Annotated in this window: 16 protein-coding genes and 1 tRNA gene; 6 read left to right on the top strand and 11 right to left on the bottom strand. The window is 67.1% G+C overall.

Annotated elements, in window-relative coordinates:
* Window positions 1–4: 4 nt before the first annotated feature.
* The 5 genes from ACSQ9I_RS07965 to ACSQ9I_RS07945 all read right to left on the bottom strand — a co-directional run bounded on the left by ACSQ9I_RS07965 (window position 5) and on the right by ACSQ9I_RS07945 (window position 3,826).
* Complete coding sequence (locus ACSQ9I_RS07965) at window positions 5–553, bottom strand: DUF421 domain-containing protein (RefSeq protein ID WP_436312775.1); 549 nt, start codon at window positions 551–553, stop codon at window positions 5–7.
* A gap of 22 nt (window positions 554–575) precedes the next feature.
* A complete protein-coding gene (locus tag ACSQ9I_RS07960) occupies window positions 576–812 on the bottom strand; it encodes a hypothetical protein (protein ID WP_093106340.1) in 237 nt (78 codons plus the stop codon).
* 129 nt (window positions 813–941) lie between these two features.
* Complete coding sequence (locus tag ACSQ9I_RS07955; protein WP_436312774.1) at window positions 942–1,832, bottom strand: ZIP family metal transporter; 891 nt, start codon at window positions 1,830–1,832, stop codon at window positions 942–944.
* Between the two features lie 72 nt (window positions 1,833–1,904).
* A complete protein-coding gene (locus ACSQ9I_RS07950; RefSeq protein WP_436312773.1) occupies window positions 1,905–2,813 on the bottom strand; it encodes a dienelactone hydrolase family protein in 909 nt (302 codons plus the stop codon).
* Between the two features lie 128 nt (window positions 2,814–2,941).
* The gene (locus ACSQ9I_RS07945) at window positions 2,942–3,826 is read right to left on the bottom strand and encodes a transporter substrate-binding domain-containing protein (RefSeq protein WP_436312772.1); all 885 of its coding nucleotides are present in this window, start codon (window positions 3,824–3,826) and stop codon (window positions 2,942–2,944) included.
* A gap of 224 nt (window positions 3,827–4,050) precedes the next feature.
* Between ACSQ9I_RS07945 and ACSQ9I_RS07940 the strand changes: the two genes are divergently transcribed.
* Window positions 4,051–5,259, top strand: coding sequence for a D-amino acid dehydrogenase (locus ACSQ9I_RS07940; protein WP_436312771.1), 1,209 nt, complete (start codon window positions 4,051–4,053; stop codon window positions 5,257–5,259).
* A 5-nt stretch (window positions 5,260–5,264) separates the two neighbouring features.
* Here the strand turns inward: ACSQ9I_RS07940 and ACSQ9I_RS07935 are convergent, their stop codons facing one another.
* Genes ACSQ9I_RS07935 through polA form a run of 3 tightly spaced genes read right to left on the bottom strand, consistent with a single transcriptional unit; the run spans window position 5,265 to window position 10,294 of the window.
* Window positions 5,265–6,167 (bottom strand): LysR family transcriptional regulator, encoded by a 903-nt coding sequence (locus ACSQ9I_RS07935; protein WP_093106353.1) that lies wholly within the window; start codon window positions 6,165–6,167, stop codon window positions 5,265–5,267.
* A 22-nt stretch (window positions 6,168–6,189) separates the two neighbouring features.
* Window positions 6,190–7,476, bottom strand: a complete 1,287-nt coding sequence (locus tag ACSQ9I_RS07930; RefSeq protein ID WP_436312770.1) for a M20/M25/M40 family metallo-hydrolase — start codon at window positions 7,474–7,476, stop codon at window positions 6,190–6,192.
* Between the two features lie 25 nt (window positions 7,477–7,501).
* Complete coding sequence (gene polA / locus ACSQ9I_RS07925) at window positions 7,502–10,294, bottom strand: DNA polymerase I (protein ID WP_436312769.1); 2,793 nt, start codon at window positions 10,292–10,294, stop codon at window positions 7,502–7,504.
* A gap of 97 nt (window positions 10,295–10,391) precedes the next feature.
* Here polA and ACSQ9I_RS07920 point away from each other — a divergent pair, with 97 nt between their 5' ends.
* Genes ACSQ9I_RS07920 through ACSQ9I_RS07910 form a run of 3 tightly spaced genes read left to right on the top strand, consistent with a single transcriptional unit; the run spans window position 10,392 to window position 12,649 of the window.
* Entirely contained in the window at window positions 10,392–10,751 is a 360-nt protein-coding gene (locus ACSQ9I_RS07920) for a hypothetical protein (RefSeq protein WP_436312768.1), read from the top strand.
* 9 nt (window positions 10,752–10,760) lie between these two features.
* A complete protein-coding gene (locus ACSQ9I_RS07915; protein ID WP_436308685.1) occupies window positions 10,761–11,819 on the top strand; it encodes a homoserine kinase in 1,059 nt (352 codons plus the stop codon).
* A 26-nt stretch (window positions 11,820–11,845) separates the two neighbouring features.
* Entirely contained in the window at window positions 11,846–12,649 is an 804-nt protein-coding gene (locus tag ACSQ9I_RS07910; protein WP_093106366.1) for a BPSS1780 family membrane protein, read from the top strand.
* A 6-nt stretch (window positions 12,650–12,655) separates the two neighbouring features.
* On the opposite strand, the gene ACSQ9I_RS07905 is transcribed toward ACSQ9I_RS07910, so the two are convergent.
* On the bottom strand, window positions 12,656–15,025 hold the full coding sequence (locus ACSQ9I_RS07905) for a UvrD-helicase domain-containing protein (protein WP_436312767.1): 2,370 nt from the start codon (window positions 15,023–15,025) through the stop codon (window positions 12,656–12,658).
* Between the two features lie 258 nt (window positions 15,026–15,283).
* Between ACSQ9I_RS07905 and ACSQ9I_RS07900 the strand changes: the two genes are divergently transcribed.
* Window positions 15,284–16,261, top strand: a complete 978-nt coding sequence (locus tag ACSQ9I_RS07900) for a GMP reductase (protein WP_093106371.1) — start codon at window positions 15,284–15,286, stop codon at window positions 16,259–16,261.
* 21 nt (window positions 16,262–16,282) lie between these two features.
* On the opposite strand, the gene ACSQ9I_RS07895 is transcribed toward ACSQ9I_RS07900, so the two are convergent.
* Window positions 16,283–17,149 (bottom strand): alpha/beta hydrolase, encoded by an 867-nt coding sequence (locus ACSQ9I_RS07895; protein ID WP_436312766.1) that lies wholly within the window; start codon window positions 17,147–17,149, stop codon window positions 16,283–16,285.
* A 58-nt stretch (window positions 17,150–17,207) separates the two neighbouring features.
* Between ACSQ9I_RS07895 and ACSQ9I_RS07890 the strand changes: the two genes are divergently transcribed.
* Window positions 17,208–17,283: transfer RNA gene (locus tag ACSQ9I_RS07890), tRNA-Ala, on the top strand.
* A 44-nt stretch (window positions 17,284–17,327) separates the two neighbouring features.
* On the opposite strand, the gene ACSQ9I_RS07885 is transcribed toward ACSQ9I_RS07890, so the two are convergent.
* The gene (locus ACSQ9I_RS07885; protein ID WP_093106376.1) at window positions 17,328–18,035 is read right to left on the bottom strand and encodes an SDR family NAD(P)-dependent oxidoreductase; all 708 of its coding nucleotides are present in this window, start codon (window positions 18,033–18,035) and stop codon (window positions 17,328–17,330) included.
* Window positions 18,036–18,134 lie beyond the last annotated feature (99 nt).

Raw genomic sequence — 18,134 nt, 5'->3', positions numbered from 1 at the left:
CGGCTCAGCCTGCGCCCGGACGCCGCGGCGCAGGCTGGTCGTGCTGCTTGCCAGCGCCGCTCTGAGGCCCGGCGCGCTCGAGCACGCTGATCTGGCCGTCGCTTTCGAGGTAGGCGAGCCGGATGGCGTCCATCGCTTCGATCCCCTTCTCGCGCAGCTTGGACTTCAGTTCGTCCTCGGTGATCAGGTTGCGCTTGAGCGCCTTCCAGACCATCTTGCCGTCGCGGATCAGCGGTTCGGGCGGCGGCTCCATCAGGCGCTTGATCGCTTTGCTGCGGTAGCTGGCCCAGTCGAGCATGTAGTTCCAGGCCGCCAGCGTGGCGAGCAGCACGAAGCCCTCGGCGATCGAGCGGTATTCGCCCTGCATCGCGTTGCTCGATGCGTCGGCGATGAGCACGACGAACAGCAGATCGGCGATGCCCAGCGATCCGGCATCGCGCCGCAGGATGAAGCGGAACAGCAGCAGCAGGAACCAGTAGATCGCGCTGCCGCGCAGGATGATCTCCCACACCGGCATGTGGAAGGCGAACAGCTCGACCAATTCACCGTCCATGCGCCGACCTCGACCTGGAGTTTCAATCCGGCGCTTGCATCACGCGGTCGAACTCCTCGTCGGCCGGCACGTTGTCGGCATCGAGTTCGCTGGCGTCGGTCAGATCGATGCCGGTCTCCTCCGACAACTCGTCAGCAGCTTCGGCCTCTTCTTCTTCCTCGGCCTCGGCCTCGTCTTCGGGCAGCTCGTCGTCGAGTTCGTCGTCCGTCGGGTTGTCGCTTGTAACAGCGGAACGCAGCGGGGGATCGGCGCTGGTCATGATCGGCTCCTTGACTGATGGATCGCGTTGGGCAGCCCCCAAGTGTGAGCCTCCTCGGTCGCGTTGAACAGCCCCGAGTGTGGACCTACGGCGCAGGCCGGCGTGTCGGAGAGCGCCCCATCTGCGCCTTCAGTGCTTGTGGCCGTGCTCTTCGTGCGCGTGCGCCGGATCGGTGTGTTCGTGGTCGCCGTGGGCCAGCCGGCTCACCCCCATGACCAGCAGGATGCCGACCGCGAGCCAGGCGATCTGCAAGGCGGTCTGGCGCGCGGCCAGGCGCTTCTGCAGTTGCGGGATCAGGTCGGCCAGCGCGACGTAGACGAAGCTGCTGGAGGCCAGCACCAGGAAGTACGGCAGCCAGCCGTGCAGCCGATCGACCAGCCACCAGCCGGCCAGCCCGCCCAGCGCGGTCATGGTGCCGGCGAGCGAGACCTTGATCAGCGCGGCGCGCGGATTGGGCGAACTCTGGCGCAGCACGACCAAATCGCCGATGTGGTGCGGCACCTCGTGCGCCAGCACCGCGAGCGCCGCCACCAGGCCCAGGCGCAGGTCGGCGATGAAGGCCGACGCGATCAGGATGCCGTCACCGAAGCAGTGCACGCTGTCGCCGGTGAGCACGGCCCAGCCGCCACCCTTGGAAGTGTGGCCATGAGGATCCGAATGGGCGCGCACATGGTCGTGCCGATCGTGGTGGTCATGCCCGTGCGCTTCGCGGGCCTCGCCATCGTGGTGATGCTCGTGGCCGTGGTGCCACAGCTCGGCCTTGTCGAGCAGGAAGAAGAAGACCAGGCCGAACAGCAGCACGCCGAACAGCAGGCCGGGCTCGATGCGGCTCTCGAAAGCCTCGGGCAGGAGATGCATGAAAGCGGTGGCCAGCAGCGCGCCGGCGGCCAGGCTCAGCAGATGCTGCGGATTCACGCCGCCGCCGCCGCTCTTCACGCCCACGCGCAGCAGCAGCGCGGCGATCCAGACACTTCCGATGCCGGCGACCAGGGTCGCGGCGATGATGGCTAACAGGTTCATGACTGCTTCATAAAAAATAAAAGCCGCCCATCGGACGGCTTTCGGTGGAAAGCGGCTGGCGAATGCCGCTCTCTAGGCGACACCGTTGGCTTGGAACCAGGCCAGGGTGCGCTTCCAGCCGTCTTCGGCAGGGCCGGCAACGTAGCTCGGCCGGTAGTCGGCATGGAAGGCATGGCCCGCTTCGGGGTAAACGACGAACTGGGAGGCCTTGGCCGCCGGAGTGCCGGTTGCCAGAGCCGCTTTCATCTTATCAACCGTGTCAAGGGGGATGCCCTGGTCCTTGCCGCCATAGAGGCCGAGCACCGGCGCCTTGAGGGTGGCGGCGATGTCGATCGGATGCCTGGGCGTGAGTTCGCTGGGCTGGCCGACCAGGCGGCCGTACCAGGCCACGCCGGCCTTGACCTTGCCGGTGGCTGCATAGAGCCAGACGATGCGGCCGCCCCAGCAGAAGCCGGTGATCGCGGCCTCGTCCACGTCGCCGCCGTTGGCGGCCGCGTATTTCAGCGCGCCGTCGAGGTCGGCCATGACCTGGGCATCGGGCACCTTGCTGACCACCTCGGCCTGCAACTTCGGAATGTCGGTGTAGGTCCTCGGGTCGCCCTGCCGCGCATAAAGCTCGGGCGCGATCGCCAGGTAGCCGGCCTTGGCGAAGCGCCGGCAGGTGTCGGCGATGTACTCGTGCACGCCGAAGATCTCCTGGATCACGAGCACCACCGGCAGACCGGTCTTGCCGGCCGGTGCAGCCGCATAGCCCGGTACGTCGAAGCCGTTGACGTTGTACTTGATGGGGCCGGCCTTGAGGCCGTCGGCCGGAGTCTTGATCGCGGTCTGCGCAGCGATGGGCAGCGTGGCGGCCGCGTAGCCGACGCCGATCGCAGCTTTCAGCGCGGTGCGGCGCGTGGCGCCCTGTTCCGTGCTTTCGCCGGGGCGAAGCGAATCGAATTCGGCTTTCAGATCGGAACCCGTATCGAATTGAGGCATGTCGTATTACTCCAGTTGATCGACGGACAAAGAAGGCGCAGCTGCGAAGCGCACGCCGCAATGTAGGCGATCAGAGCGGAGAATGCGCCGCGAGGTTCCGTGCTCCGCCGGAGGCGCGCCTCAACCCGTCAGGTCGCTGGCTTGTCGCTCGGAGTTTTGATGTTGTCGCGCAGCTGCGGGCTCATCGGCAGGTTGAGCGGCGCGTTCTTCGGCGCGATCGGCGACATGAACCACTTGTTGTACATCTTCTCGAACTCGCCGCTCTTCATGAGGCCGACGATGGTGTCGTCCACCACCTTCTTGAAGGCCGCGTCGTCCTTGGGCAGCATGCAGGCGTAGGGCTCGACCTGCAGCGCTTCGCCGACCACTTCGAATTCGGCCGGGTTCTTGGCGTTGGCGATCAGGCCGAAGAGCAGGATGTCGTCCATCGCGAAAGCCACCGCGCGGTCGCTCTCGACCAGCAGGAAAGCGTCGGCATGGTCCTTGCCGAGCACGATGTCCATGTCGAGATTCTTCTCGGTGTTGTACTTGCGCATGACCAGCGCGTTGGTGGTGCCGGTGGTGCTGGCCACCGTCTTCTTCGCGAGGTCGGCGTAGTTCTTGATCTTGGACGACTTCTTCGTCAGCAGGCGCGTGCCGGTGTAGAAGTGGTTGATGGCGAAGGACACGTCCTTGCCGCGCGCGCTGTTGTTGGTGGTCGAGCCGCACTCCAGGTCGATGGTGCCGTTCTGGATCAGCGGGATCCGGTTCTGCGAGGTCACCGGCATCAGCGCCACCTGCAGGTTCGGCTTGTTGAGCTTCTTCTTCACCGCCTCGACCACCGCGTTGGACAGCTCGACCGAGAAGCCGATCGGCTTGTTCGGGCCGTCGAGATAGCTGAAGGGCACCGAAGACTCGCGGTAGGCCAGCGTGATCTTGCCGGACTCGGCGATCTTGGCCAGGGTGTCGGCGGCTTGCGCGCCCGTCGCGGCAACGGTGAGCAGAACGGCGGCCATCAATGCGGAAAGTTTCATGCGAGCCCTTTCGGTGGATATGGAATGTGTTGCGGAGTGTAGGAACGATTCATGCGCCGGTCACAATTCCTTTTGCGCCCATGGCCATGACCAAAAGTTATGGGCAGCCACCGGAGGGCATGAGCTTTGGCTATGGCCCGCGGCGGTTTTGGCATTTCACGCTCGAGCGATGCGGCCCTAGAGTCGCTCGCATCCAACAACAAGCAGCGACAGGAAGGAGCGTCATGCATGTGTGCGTGCTGGGTGCCGGCATCGTGGGCCTGGCCACGGCCTGGCAATTGAACCGGCAGGGCTTCGAGGTGAGCGTGATCGATCGCGCCGCGCCGGGCGCCGGTGCGAGCGGCGGCAACGGCGCCCAGCTGAGCTATTCGTATGTGCAGCCGCTGGCCGATCCCTCGATCTGGAAGCAGCTGCCCAAGCTCCTGCTCTCGCCCTCCTCCCCGCTCAAGCTGCGGCCGCAGCTCGACCCGCTGCAGTGGCGCTGGGGTCTGGCCTTCCTGGCGGCCTGCAACGCCCGGACCTCGCGCGACACGACGATGCGCCTGCTCGCGCTCGCCGCGGAGAGCCGCCGCGCCTTCGAGCAGATGCTGGCCGACGTGGCGCCCGACTGCGACTTCTCCGCCACCGGCAAGCTGGTGCTCTACGCGAGCGCCGGCGCGCTCGAGGGCGCGCGCCGGCAACTCGAACTGCAGCAGGCGATGGGCAGCGAACAGCGCCTCGTCACGCCCGAGGAGTGCATCGCGATCGAGCCCGCGCTGGCCGGCTACCGCGCCCGGATGGCCGGCGCCATCCACACGCCGAGCGAGTGCGCCGCGGACTGCCTCAAGGTCTGCATCGCACTCGAGCGCGCGCTGCGCGCGCGCGGCGTGCGCTTCGTGCTCGATTGCGAAGTGCGCGGCTTCGATGTCCGCAACGACCGCGTGACCGCGGTGCAGACCGGCGCCGGCGACGTGGAAGCCGATGCCTTCGTCATGGCACTGGGCGCGGCATCGCACCGGCTTGGGCGCCAGTTGGGCGCCTACCTGCCGGTCTATCCGCTCAAGGGCTACAGCATCACGGTCGACGTCGATCCGGCGCCCGGCGCCGCGCCGCGGGTGAGCGTGACCGACAGCGCACGCAAGGTGGTGTTCGCGCGCATCGGGTCGCGCTTGCGGGTGGCTGGCATGGCCGAGCTCGTGGGGCACGATGCGAGCATCCCCGCCACGCGCATCGAGACGCTGGCCGAGGCGACGCGCGCCGTGTTCCCGCAGGCGAGCCGCTTCGAGGTACTGCATCCCTGGACCGGCATGCGCCCGGCCACGCCGACCGGCGTGCCGATCATCGGCCGCCTGGCGGGCGCCCCGTCCAACATGCTGTTCAACACCGGGCACGGGGCGCTGGGCTTCACGCTGGCTTTCGGTTCGGCGCAGTGCGTCGCGCAAAGCCTCGTCTAAGCCGTCTAAGCCATTCCTTCGATCGCCTCGCGCATGCAGCGCGTGATGCCGCGAACCGCCACGGAGTCGGGCTTGCCGGCAAAGCGCAGCGCGCGAATCGGCACCGGGATGTGCGGCTCCAGCGTCAGCACGTCGACCTTGGTGCGATCGGCCGAGTTCGCCGTGCAGCCGTCGACCAGCGCGACCCCGAGCCCGTGGTGCGCCATCGCCAGCGCCGCGTGGTAGGTCTGCACCGTGACCACCGCCTGCTGGAAGCCCACGCCGGCCTGCCGGCAGGCCTGGCTCAGGCTGGTCCCGACGGGATCGCGGCTGTCCAGGCCGACCACCGGCAGGTTCACCAGGTCGTGCAGCGCCGCCGAGCCGTTGCGCACCAGCGCGCGCGGCAGCATGCCCTTGGGCGCGATGCACACCATGCGGCTGTCTGCCAGCGTCTCCTGCGTGAGCGAGGGATGGACCGCGGGACTGAAGGCGAAGCCCACGTCGGCCTCCTGCAGCAGCAGGGCCGACATGATCTGCGGCGAATGCAGCGACTCCACCGTGACGGCGATGCCCGGGTGCTTCTGGCGGAAGCTCTTGAGCGCGCGCGGCAGCACCTCGTAGCTGAGCGCGAGCACGGTGAGGATGCGCAGCTCGCCCACGTCGCTGGCGCTGCGCAGGTTGGCGGCCAGCCGCTGTACCTCGTCGAGCTGCGCGAACAGGCGCTCGATGTGCGGATAGAGCGCCAGCGCCTCGGTGGTCGGCGTGAGCCGCCCCTTGGCGCGCTGGAAGAGCGAGAAGCCGAGCTGGATCTCGGCATGCTGCAGCGTGCGGCTGACCGCCGGCTGCGTGATGTTGATGAGCCGCGCCGCCGCGCTCACGCTGCCGGTGAGCATGATGGCGTTGAAGACTTCGATATGGCGCAGGCGCATCGCGGGACGCAATAGCCGGCCGTTAGTGGTCGACCTTGCCGCGCGAGATGTCCATGATCATGCGTGCCGCGAGGTAGAGCCGCGGCTCGATCGAATCGATCAGCACGTATTCGGCATCGGCCGAGTGCGCGCCGAAGCCCTGCAGGCCGAAGCGCTCGACCACCGGCGCCTTCGTCTTCAGCGCGGCGAAGGCGGCATCGGTGCCGCCGCCGGCCACCTTGTCGTCGGCGCCCAGCTCGCGGCCGAGCTCCTTGTAGACCTGCTGCGCATGGCTGGCCAGCGCACGCGAGGCGTCGGTGGCCTCCAGGGGGGGACGGCGGCGCTCGAACTTCATCTCGACCTTGGCTTCGGGAATGAGCTGCTTCTTCACGCGCTCCTGCACCTGCTTCTCGATGCGGTCGTAGTCGCCGACCTTCAGCACGCGCACGTCGGCACCGGCGCTGGCCGCGGCCGGGATCACGTTGCGGTTGCTGCCCGACTTGGAGATGGTCCAGTTCATCTTGAGGCCGGTGGCCGGGTCGGACAGGTCGCGCATCTGCAGGATCTGGTGCGAGAGCTCGTAGAGCGCGTTCACGCCGAGCTCAGGCGCCGAGCCCGCGTGCGAAGCCTTGCCCGTGACGTTGAGCGAGACCGAGGCGATGCCCGCGGTGGCGAGCGAGAGCTTGTCTTCCTTGACGGAGGCGCCTTCGTAGGACATCACCACGTCGTGCTCGCCGCCCAATCGGGTGATGAGGTTGCGCGAACCGGGCGAGCTGATCTCCTCGTCGCCGTTGATCAGCACGGTGAGCGTGCCGTACTCCTTGAAGTCCAGCGCCTTGAGCAGGGCGACGGTGTGCGTGATGACTGCCACGCCCTGCTTGTCGTCGGCAATGCCGAGGCCGTAGGCCTTGTCGCCTTCGATGCGGAAGGGCTGCTTGGCGAGCATGCCGATCTGGTAGACCGTGTCCATGTGCGCGATCAGCATGATCTTCTTGCTGCCGGTGCCTTTCCAGGTGGCGCGCACGACCTTGCCGATCTTCTCGGGCGTGTCTTCCATGCGGTAGGCATCGGCCGTCGGGTCGATCAGCTCGACCTGGCCGCCGAGCGCCTTGAACTTGTCGGCGATCAGGTTGGCGATCTTGTCCAGGCCTTCGAGGTCGCGGCTGCCGGACTCGATCGAGACCAGCTGCTTCAGCGTTTCGAGCAACGCGGGTTTTTCCTTGGCCGCCAGCGCGGCGATGCGCTCGTCGGGTGCGGCCGAGGCGACACCGAACCAAGCGGCACAGACGGTGCCGATGACGAAGGCATGCAGATGACGCGGGAGTTTCATTCTTCTTTCCTTGGGTTGTCGTTCGTCAATGCGCCTTGTCCCAGTTGGGACCAAAGCCGATTTCGGCCAGCAACGGGACCTTGAGCTCCGCCACGCCGGCCATGAGTCGCGGGATCTCGGTGCGGACCCACTCGACTTCGTCTTCGGGCACTTCGAACACCAGTTCGTCGTGCACCTGCATGATCATCTTCGTGCGGCGCTTTTCGGCATCGAGCACCTCCTGCACCTTCACCATGCTGAGCTTGATCAGGTCGGCCGCGGTGCCCTGCATCGGCGCGTTGATCGCCGCGCGCTCCGCCCCGCCGCGCCGCGGGCCGTTGGGCGAATTGATCTCGGGCAGATAAAGGCGGCGGCCGAACACGGTCTCGACATAGCCCTTCTGCTTGGCCAGCGCCTTGGTCTCGTCCATGTAGATCTTCACGCCGGGATAACGCGCGAAATAGCGGTCGATGTAGGAGGCCGCGGCCTTGGTCTCGATGCCCAGATTGCGCGCGAGGCCGAAGCTGCTCATGCCGTAGATCAGCCCGAAGTTGATGACCTTCGCATAGCGGCGCTGCTCGCTCGAAACCTGCTCCACCGCCACGCCGAAGACTTCGGCCGCGGTCGCGCGGTGCACGTCGATGCCTTCGGTGAAGGCGCGCAAGAGCGACTCGTCGCCACTGATGTGAGCCATGATGCGCAGCTCGATCTGCGAATAGTCGGAGCTCGCGATCACGCTGCCGGCAGGCGCCACGAAGGCCTCGCGCACGCGGCGGCCCTCGGCGGTGCGGATCGGGATGTTCTGCAGGTTGGGGTCGTTGCTCGACAGCCGCCCGGTCACCGCGACCGCCTGCGCATAGTGCGTGTGGACGCGGCCCGAGCGCGGGTTCGCCAGTTGCCCGAGCTTGTCGGTGTAGGTGCCCTTGAGCTTCGAGAGGCCGCGGTGCTCCAGGATCTTGGCCGGCAGCGGGAAGTCTTCGGCCAGTTTTTCGAGCACCTCTTCGTCGGTGCTCGGTGCGCCGCTCGGCGTCTTCTTGACCACCGGCAGACCCAGCTTGGTGAAGAAGACCTCGCCGATCTGCTTGGGCGAACCGAGGTTGAAGGGCTGGCCCGCAAGCTCGTAGGCCTCCTGCTCCAGCGCCATGATCCGCTTGCCGAGCTCGTTGCTCTGCGCGGCCAGCGTGGGTGCGTCGATCAGCACGCCGTTGCGCTCGACGCGGTAGAGCGCTTCGCTGGACGCCATCTCCAGCTCGTAGATGTAGCGCAGCTTCTCGTCGGCCTCGAGCTTGGGCCACAGCGCGAGGTGCACGTCCAGCGTCTGGTCGGAGTCTTCGCACGAGTACTCCGCGGCCTTCTCGATCGAAACCTGGCTGAACGGGATCTGGTGCGCGCCCTTGCCGCAGAGGTCTTCGTAGTCGATGCCAGTGCGGCCCAGGTGCCGCTCGGCCAGGCTGGCCAGGCCGTGCGGCTTGTGCACTTCGAGCACGTAGCTCTGCAGCATGGTGTCGTGCGCGTAGCCCTGCACCTCGATGCCGTGGTTGGCGAACACGTGGCGGTCGTACTTGACGTGCTGCCCGAGCTTCTTCTTCGTGCCGTCCTCGAGCCAGAGCTTGAGCTTCGCGAGCACCTCGTCGCGCGGCAGCTGGGCCGGCGCATCGGGGTAGTTGTGGGCCACCGGAATATAGGCCGCCTCGCCGGGCTTCACGCTGAAGCTGATGCCGACGATCTCGGCGCGCATCTCGTCGAGCGAGTTGGTTTCAGTGTCGATCGCGACCAACTCGGCCGCCTGGAGCTTCGCGAGCCAGGCGTCGAAGGCCTCCCAGTTCATGACCGTGTCGTAGGCCAGGTTGGTGGCCTTCGCCGCGGCCTCGAAGCCCGGTTCGTCGAACAGGCCGGTGCCGCCTTCGGGGCCTTTTTTCTTCTTGTTCTCCTCGATCAGCTCGGGCGAGACCTCGTGCGCTTGCAGCGTCCGCACCAGGCTCTTGAAACCGTACTTCTCGTAGAAGCCCTTCAGCTCGTCGATCTGCTGGGGGCCGATGGCGATGCCGGCCAGCGAAGGCAGGCCGCTCACGTGGCCATCGAGCTCGCAGTCGGTACGGATGGTCACGAGGCGCTTGCCTTGCGGAAGCCAGTCGAGCGCCTTGCGCAGGTTCTCGCCGGCCTGGCCCTTCACCTCACCGGCGCGGGCGATCAGCGCATCGAGCGAGCCGTATTCGAGCAGCCATTTGGCGGCAGTCTTCGGGCCGACCTTCTCCACGCCGGGCACGTTGTCGACGCTGTCGCCCACCAGGGTCTGGTAGTCGATCATCAGGGTCGGCGGCACGCCGAATTCGGCCGTCACGCCCGCCACGTCGCGCTTCTTGCCGTTCATGGTGTCGATGATGGTGACGTGCTCGTCGACCAGCTGGCTCAGGTCCTTGTCGCCGCTGGAGACGATCACCTCGATGCCCTGGTTGGCCGCGGTGCGGGCCAGGGTGCCGATCACGTCGTCGGCCTCGATGTCGGGCACGCACAGCACCGGCCAGCCGAGCAGCTTGACCACCTGGTGGATCGGCTCGACCTGACTGCGCAGGTCGTCGGGCATCGGCGAGCGGTTCGCCTTGTATTGCGGATACCAGTCGTCGCGAAAGGTCTTTCCCGGCGCGTCGAACACGCACGCTGCGTAGTCGGCCCGCACCTCGCGGCGCAGCGCCTGCATCATGTTGATCATTCCGCGGATGGCGCCCGTGGCCGGGCTGCCGGCATCGCCCGGCACGGCGCGCAGATCGGGCATCGCGTGGAAGGCGCGGTAGAGGTAGCTCGAACCATCGACGAGCAGCAACGTTTTCTTGTCGGTCATCGGAGCATTTTGCCGTGCCGCGCTCGGGCTTCCGCACGACGGCGAAGATCGCCGCCGGCTGACACCTGCCGCGAGGCCGGCGCCTACAATCCTCATCATGTCCTCCCCAACCCTTCTGCTCGTTCGCGGCGCCCTGACGGCCGTCCTGGCCTGCGCCGCACCGCTGGCCGCCGTTCACGCCCAAAGCGCGCCGCCGCCCGGCGCCCCGCAGGGCCAGGAACAGGCAGCATCGCCGCGCCAGAACCAGAAGATCGAGCACATCCACGTCGAAGACAGCGGCGCCGCGGTCGACGAAGTGCGCTACGGGGGACAGACCCAGAGCATCACGGTGACGCCGAAGGCCAACGTGCCCTCCTACGAGGTGTTGCCGAACTACGGCGGGCGCGACCGCCAGGGCCAGTCCGAAACCGGCACCGGCGGCAACGGCCCGCGGGTCTGGAACGTGCTCAAGTTCTGAGCCCGGGCGGTGGCGGTCTTCACTGAAGTCGGGTTCGACGAAGCCGATGCGCTGGTGCAGCGCCTCGGCCTGGGCCCGCTCGCCTCGCTCAGAGGCATCGAGGGCGGCATCGAGAACACCAATTACTTCGCGAGCACCGCGTCGGGCGAGTTCGTCCTGACGCTGTTCGAGCGCCTGGGCGCCGAACAACTGCCTTACTACCTCTGCCTGATGAAGCATCTGGCGGCGCGCGGCATTCCGGTGCCGGAGCCGGTGGCCGACCCGGCCGTGGCGCCGCCCGACGGCCACGCGCTTTCCATCCCCGCCAATGCGCCCTGCGAGTTCCTGCACAAAGTGGCCGGCAAGCCGGCGGCTCTGGTGCAGCGGCTGCAGGGAAAGAGCGAGCTGGCACCGACGGCCGCGCATTGCGCCGAGCTGGGCCGCCTGCTGGCGCGCATGCATTTTGCGGGTCGCGACTTTCCGCGCATGCAGCCCAACCTGCGCGGCCTGCCCTGGTGGAACGACACCGAGCCGGTGGTCCTGCCCTACCTTGACGCTCCGCAAGCCGCGTTGCTGCAAAGCGAGCTCGCGTACCAGAACCACGTCGCCCAATCCTCGGCCTACGCGGCCCTGCCGCGCGGGCCGGTGCATGCCGACCTGTTCCGCGACAACGCGATGTTCGACACCGAAAGCGAGACGCCGCGCCTGACCGGCGTGTTCGACTTCTATTTCGCCGGCACCGATAGCTGGCTGTTCGACCTCGCCGTGTGCCTGAACGACTGGGCCATCGACCTGCAGAGCGGTCGCCACGATGCGGCCCACGCCGACGCCCTGCTGGCTGCCTACGGCAGCGTGCGGCCGCTGACCGGAGCCGAGCGCGCCCTGCTGCCCGCCATGCTGCGCGCCGCGGCGCTGCGCTTCTGGATTTCGCGGCTGTGGGACTTCCACCTGCCACGGGAAGCGAGCATGCTCAAGGCCCATGACCCGACCCATTTCGAGCGTGTGCTGCGCGAACGCGTCCGTGCGCCGGCGGCACTGTTCTCCTCTTTCGAAGGCACGCGTCCGACTGCCGAGCCGCTGGCCGCCTGAGGGGCCTGTGTACGGGCCCTAATCCCATGAAACTGAATCTCGTGCCGGCGCGCACCGGCGCCGAATGGGTCCGCCTCGGACTCAAGACCTTCTGGCGGCAGCCGCTCGCCTTCATCTCGCTGTTCTTCCTGTTCATGGCGGCGATCTCGATCGCTTCGCAACTGCCCTTCCTCGGCAGCGTGCTGGCACCGATCCTGCTGCCCTTCATGACGCTCGGACTGATGGTCGCCACCTCGGTCGCGTATGCCAACGACACCCAGAAGCCGGCCGCCCCGGCCATGTTCATCGCCGCAGTGGGCGCCGTGCGTGCCGAATGGCGGCGAATGGTCGTGCTGGGCATCATTTCGGCGGTCTATTTCGTCGCCGCCGTGGGGGTTTCGGCCCTGATCGACGGCGGCCAGCTGGCGCGCGCCTACCTGCTGGACGAAACGCTCACGCCCGAGGTGATCGCAAGCAGTGACTTCCAGACCGCGCGCCTGTTCGTCATGGTCCTCAATCTGCCGCTGTCGCTCGCGATGTGGCACGCGCCGGCACTCGTGCATTGGCACCAGGTCGAGCCGGTGAAGAGTCTGTTCTTCAGCCTGGTCGCGCTGTTCCGCAACTTCGGCGCCTATGCGATGTTCTGCCTGTCGTGGTTCGGCGTGTTCCTCGCTGCGGGCATCGGCATCGGCCTCGTGGCCACGGTGCTGGTGGGCGTCGGCGCGATCGGCATGGGCGACGGCGCCTCGGCCATCGGCGGCGCGCTGATGATCGGCAGCGCGCTGGTTCTGGCGGCGATGTCGCTGAGCTCGACCTGGTTCACCTTCCGGGACAGCTTCCGGGCTGACTAGCAGTCTTTATACGGGCGTCAACTTGGCGACCGACAGCGCCAGCCACTTGACCCCGTGGCGGGGAAAGTTGATCTGCGCACGCGCATCGTCGCCGCTGCCTTCCAGTGCCAGCACCGTGCCTTCGCCGAACTTGTTGTGGAACACCTGCATTCCGGAGCGCAGGCCGTGCGAAGGCGCGCTCTTCTGCGGCGGCACCGGCGGGCTGGCGAATGTGTCCTTGCCGTATCCGCCGGCCCCGCCGCGCGTGGTCGCGTAACCGCCGCCGTAGCCGAAGGCCGAAGGCGCGAAGCCCTGGTTCTTGGGCGTCAGCCACTTGAGTGCGCCTTCGGGCAGCTCGTCGAAGAAGCGGCTCTTCACGTTGTAGCGCGTCTGGCCGTGCAGCATGCGCGTCTGCGAATGGCTGAGATACAGGCGCCGGCGCGCGCGGGTGATGGCCACGTACATCAGCCGGCGCTCCTCCTCGAGGCTCTCGTAGTCGCTCATCGAGTTCTCGTGCGGGAACAGGCCCTCTTCCATGCCGGTGATGAACACGCAGTCGAATTCGAGGCCCTTGGCCGCATGCACGGTCATCAGCTGCACCGCATCCTGGCCGGCTTGCGCCTGGTTGTCGCCCGACTCCAGCGCGGCATGGGTCAGGAAAGCCGCCAGCGGGCTCATGGTTTCGCCGGTTTCGGCATCCGGCGCCAGCGGCTCGTCGGTGACGGGGCGGTTCGGGTCGAGGCCCTGGCTGGCCGGCGACTGCCGCAGCTCGTCGACCGGCATCGCCACCGCGTCGCGGCCGAAGCCTTCCTGCGTGACGAAGCTCTCGGCCGCATTGACCAGTTCTTCCAGGTTCTCGATGCGGTCGGCGCCTTCGCGGTCGGCCTTGTAGTGCTCGATCAGGCCGCTGTGGTCGAGCACCAGCTCGATGATCTCGCGCAACGACATGCCTTGCGTCTGCTCGCGCAGCACGTCGATCCTGGCGACGAAAGCCGACAGGTTGGAGCCGGCCTTGCCGCCCACCGCGTTGACCGCGTCGTGCAGCGAGCGGCCGGCCGCGCGGGCCGCGTCCTGCAGCTGCTCGATGCTGCGCGCGCCGATGCCGCGCGGCGGGAAGTTGACGATGCGCAGGAAACTGGTGTCATCGTCCTTGTTCTCAAGCATGCGCAGGTAGGCCAGCGCATGCTTGATCTCGGCGCGTTCGAAGAAGCGCAGGCCGCCGTAGACGCGGTACGGCACGGCCGCGTTGAAGAGCGCCGTTTCGATCACCCGGCTTTGCGCATTGCTGCGGTAGAGCACCGCCATTTCCTTGCGTTCGATGCCGTCGCGCACCAGCTGGCGCATCTCCTCGACCATCCATTGCGCCTCGGCGAAGTCGCTGGTCGATTCGTAGACGCGCACCGGCTCGCCCGGGCCTTGGTCGGTGCGCAGGTTCTTGCCCAGCCGCTTCTTGTTGTGGCTGATCAGCTCGTTGGCCGAATCGAGGATGTTGCTGAAGCTGCGGTAGTTCTGTTCGAGCTTGATCTGGTGCGAGACGTCAAACTCGCGCACGAAATCGGCCATGTTGCCCACCCGGGCCCCGCGGAAGGCGTAGATGCTCTGGTCGTCGTCGCCGACCGCGATCACGCTGTTGTCGCCGGGCACGAAACGGCCTTCGACGGTGCTGCCCGAAAGCATCTTGATCCATGCGTACTGCAGACGATTGGTGTCCTGGAATTCGTCGATCAGGATGTGGCGGAAGCGCCGCTGGTAGTGCTCGCGCACCGGGTCGTTGTCGCGCAGCAGTTCGTAGCTGCGCAGCATGAGCTCGCCGAAATCGACCACGCCTTCGCGCTGGCACTGCTCTTCGTAGAGCTGGTAGAGCTCGACCTTCTTGCGGTCGTCCTCGCTGCGGATCTCCACATCGCGCGGGCGCAGGCCGTCTTCCTTGGCGCCGGCGATGAACCACTGGGTCTGCTTGGCCGGGAAGCGCTCGTCGTCGACGTTGTACTGCTTCATCAGCCGCTTGATGGCCGAGAGCTGGTCCTGCGTGTCGAGGATCTGGAAGGTGGACGGCAGGTCGGCGAGCTTCCAGTGCGCGCGCAGGAATCGGTTGCAAAGGCCGTGGAAGGTGCCGATCCACATGCCGCGCACGTTGACCGGCAGCATCGCGGTCAGCCGCGTCATCATTTCCTTCGCCGCCTTGTTGGTGAAGGTCACGGCCAGGATGCCGCCGGGCGACACCTGGCCGGTCTGCAGCAGCCAGGCGATGCGGGTGGTGAGCACCCGCGTCTTGCCCGAGCCGGCGCCGGCGAGGATCAGCGCGTTGCCGGCCGGCAAGGCGACCGCGGCCCGCTGCTCGGCGTTGAGGTTGTGCAGCAGGGGCGAATCTGCGGTGGCCGCGAGGTCGGTGAACATCCGTCGATTGTAGAAAGCACGGCGTATGCGGGTTATACGAAGTCCCTGAGCACGCGTTTCCGATCGGGCGCGTAAAATCAGTTACCGGGCCCAAGTTTCTTGCGCCCGGTTTTTCGTTTGCGAAAGCCGGCCGGACCAAGCGCTCAATTCCGGGACGCCGCCGGGCCGCCCCAAGGCGGCCGAGCCTCCCCCTCGGGGGGTGGCGAAGCACACGAGGTGGCGAGCCGGGGGGCAGTCATTTCACAGGAGCTTGGTTTTATGCAGATTTTCGACTACGACAACATCCTCTTGCTGCCCCGCAAATGCGTGGTCGAGAGCAGATCCGAATGCGACGCCAGCGTCACCCTCGGCGGCCGCAGCTTCCGCATCCCGACGGTGCCCGCCAACATGAAGACGGTGGTCGACGAGACCATCTGCACCTGGCTGGCGCAGAACGGCTACTTCTACGTGATGCACCGCTTCGACCTCGACAACCTGCAGTTCGTGAAGGACATGCATGCCAAGGGCGTGTTCGCATCCATCTCGCTGGGCGTCAAGAAGCCGGACTACCAGACGGTGGACCAGCTGGCCGCCGCCGGCCTCACACCCGAATACATCACGATCGACATCGCGCACGGCCATGCCGACAGCGTGAAGAACATGATCGCGTACCTCAAGAAGAAGCTGCCGAAGGCCTTCGTGATCGCAGGCAACGTCGGCACGCCCGAGGCCGTGATCGACCTAGAGAACTGGGGTGCGGATGCAACCAAGGTCGGCGTCGGTCCGGGCAAGGTGTGCATCACCAAGCTCAAGACCGGTTTCGGCACCGGCGGCTGGCAACTGTCGGCGCTCAAGTGGTGCGCACGCGTCGCCACCAAGCCGATCATTGCCGACGGGGGCATCCGCGACCATGGCGACATCGCCAAGAGCATCCGCTTCGGCGCCTCGATGGTGATGATCGGCTCGCTCTTCGCCGGCCACGAGGACTCGCCGGGCCAGACGGTGGAAGTCGACGGCGTGCTCTTCAAGGAGTACTATGGCTCGGCCAGCGACTTCAACAAGGGCGAGTACAAGCACGTCGAGGGCAAGCGCATCCTCGAGCCGATCAAGGGCAAGCTGGCCGACACGCTGGTCGAAATGGAGCAGGACATCCAGAGCTCCATCAGCTATGCGGGCGGGCGCAAGCTCATGGACATCCGCAAGGTCAACTACGTCATGCTCGGCGGCGACAACGCCGGCGAACACCTGCTGATGTAGGCCGCCCTTCGGGGCCTGCGATCAGGCCTCGAGCAGCTGCGCCGCATGCCGGTGCAGCCTGTGCGCCGGATCGGCGAAGGCATCGACGATGCTGAAGTGGTGCAGGCCTGGCAGCACCTCGCAAACGGGCACCGTGTTGCGGCCCCAGGCCGCGCGAATCGCCGCGTTGTGGCGGATGAACTCCTCGCTCTCGTCGCCGCCCGCGACCGCATAGAGCTGGCCGCGCGCGGGTGCCGGCCACAGCACGGGGCTGGCGCGCAGCACGTCCGCATCGCTCAAGCGCAGCACGTGTTCCAGGAAGGGCGTGCGCTGCAGCGGCCGCAGGTCGTAGAGGCCCGAGATCGAGAGCGCGTTGCGCACCAGCTGCGCCGGCAGGTCGGGCGCGACCGCCTTCCAGTCGCAGGCCAGCAGCGCCGCCGCCATGTGGCCGCCTGCCGAATGGCCGGCGACGGTGATGCGCTCAGGGTCGCCGCCGTAGGCCGCGATGTGGCGCCAGGTCCATTCGAGCGCGCGCACCATCTGCAGCAGGATATCCGGCACGGTCACGGGCCGATTGGCCGGCCCGGGGCACAGCGCATAGTTCGGCACGACCACGCACACGCCGCGGTCGTTGAACGCGGGCGCGACGAAGGAATGGTCGCTCTTGTCGAGCGCGCGCCAGTAGCCGCCGTGGATGAACACCAGCACGGGCGCATCGGGCACCGGAGCGGGAAAAACGTCGAGCATTTCGTTGGGCCCCTGGCCATAGGACAAGTCGAGCCGGCCGGGCAAGGCGTCGCGCGCGGCGGCGGATTCGCGGGCCCAGCGCTCGAGGTACGCGGGATGGTCCTTCACCCGCGCCAGGTTGTTGTACATGCCCTCCAGCCAGGCGGGGTCGTCGAAGGCCATGCGATTCGTGCTCCTTGTGCGTTGGGGCATCGGTTCTGGTTAAAATTCGCTCTGCGTTGGGGGGGTAGCTCAGCTGGGAGAGCGCCGCGTTCGCAATGCGGAGGTCGGGAGTTCGATCCTCCTCCTCTCCACCAACATCTCTCGAAGGCCTCGGCGCATCGCCGGGGCCTTTTTGTTTTCAGGCGTCCAATGTCAGGTGCTGGCCGTGCAGCGCGGCGGCCGCCGGCGAGGCCAGGAAGCCGATGGTCTGCGCGGCCACCGCGGTCGACACCCAGTTGTCGGGCTTGGCGTCGGGCATGGCCTGGCGATTGGCCGGCGTGTCGAGCACGCTGGGCGCGATGCTGTTGACCTGGATACCGTGCGGCGCCAGCTCGGCCGCCGCCGCCTCGACCAAGCGTTGCAGCGCACTCTTCGACGCGATGTAGGCCGCCATCCCGGCCGCGCCGCGCGCCGCGGTCTTGGCGCTGACGGCGATCACGCTGCCGGCCTTGCGCTCGATCATCGAGGGCACCAGCGCCTGCGAGACGGCCACGAAGGACCAAGCGTTCAGGTTCATCATCCGGTCCCAGGCCGCGCGGCTCAGCGCATGCACCGGCTCGCCCATCTCGAAGCCGCCGGCGATGTGGACCAGCGCGTCGACCTGCTTGAAGGCCGCGAGGATCTGCGTCGCGGCGTCGGCCATGGCCGACGCCGAAGTCACGTCAGCCTGCAGCAACAGGTGTTGCGAGTTGTCGAGCCCCGGAAACGCGTCGGTCAGATGCTCCATGCGGTGGTCGAGCAGCGCCACGCGGGCGCCCTGGTCGAGAAAATGCTGCACGACGGCGCGGCCGAGCGCGCCGGCGGCGCCGGTCACCACGATGTGGCGGATGGTGTTGGCTTCGATCATTTGGCGGCTCCTTGTTCGGGCAGGCATGGTAACGCCGGCGTCAGTACGGGAAGCGCTCGGCTGGCATCATTGACCCTTCCTTTTTGCACCGGAGAATCG

The sequence above is a fragment of the Variovorax sp. LjRoot84 genome (assembly GCF_964254305.1).
Taxonomy (GTDB): Bacteria; Pseudomonadota; Gammaproteobacteria; order Burkholderiales; family Burkholderiaceae_C; genus Variovorax.
Note: the sequence above shows the minus strand (reverse complement) of the source record. Positions and strands in the feature narration are given on the sequence as shown.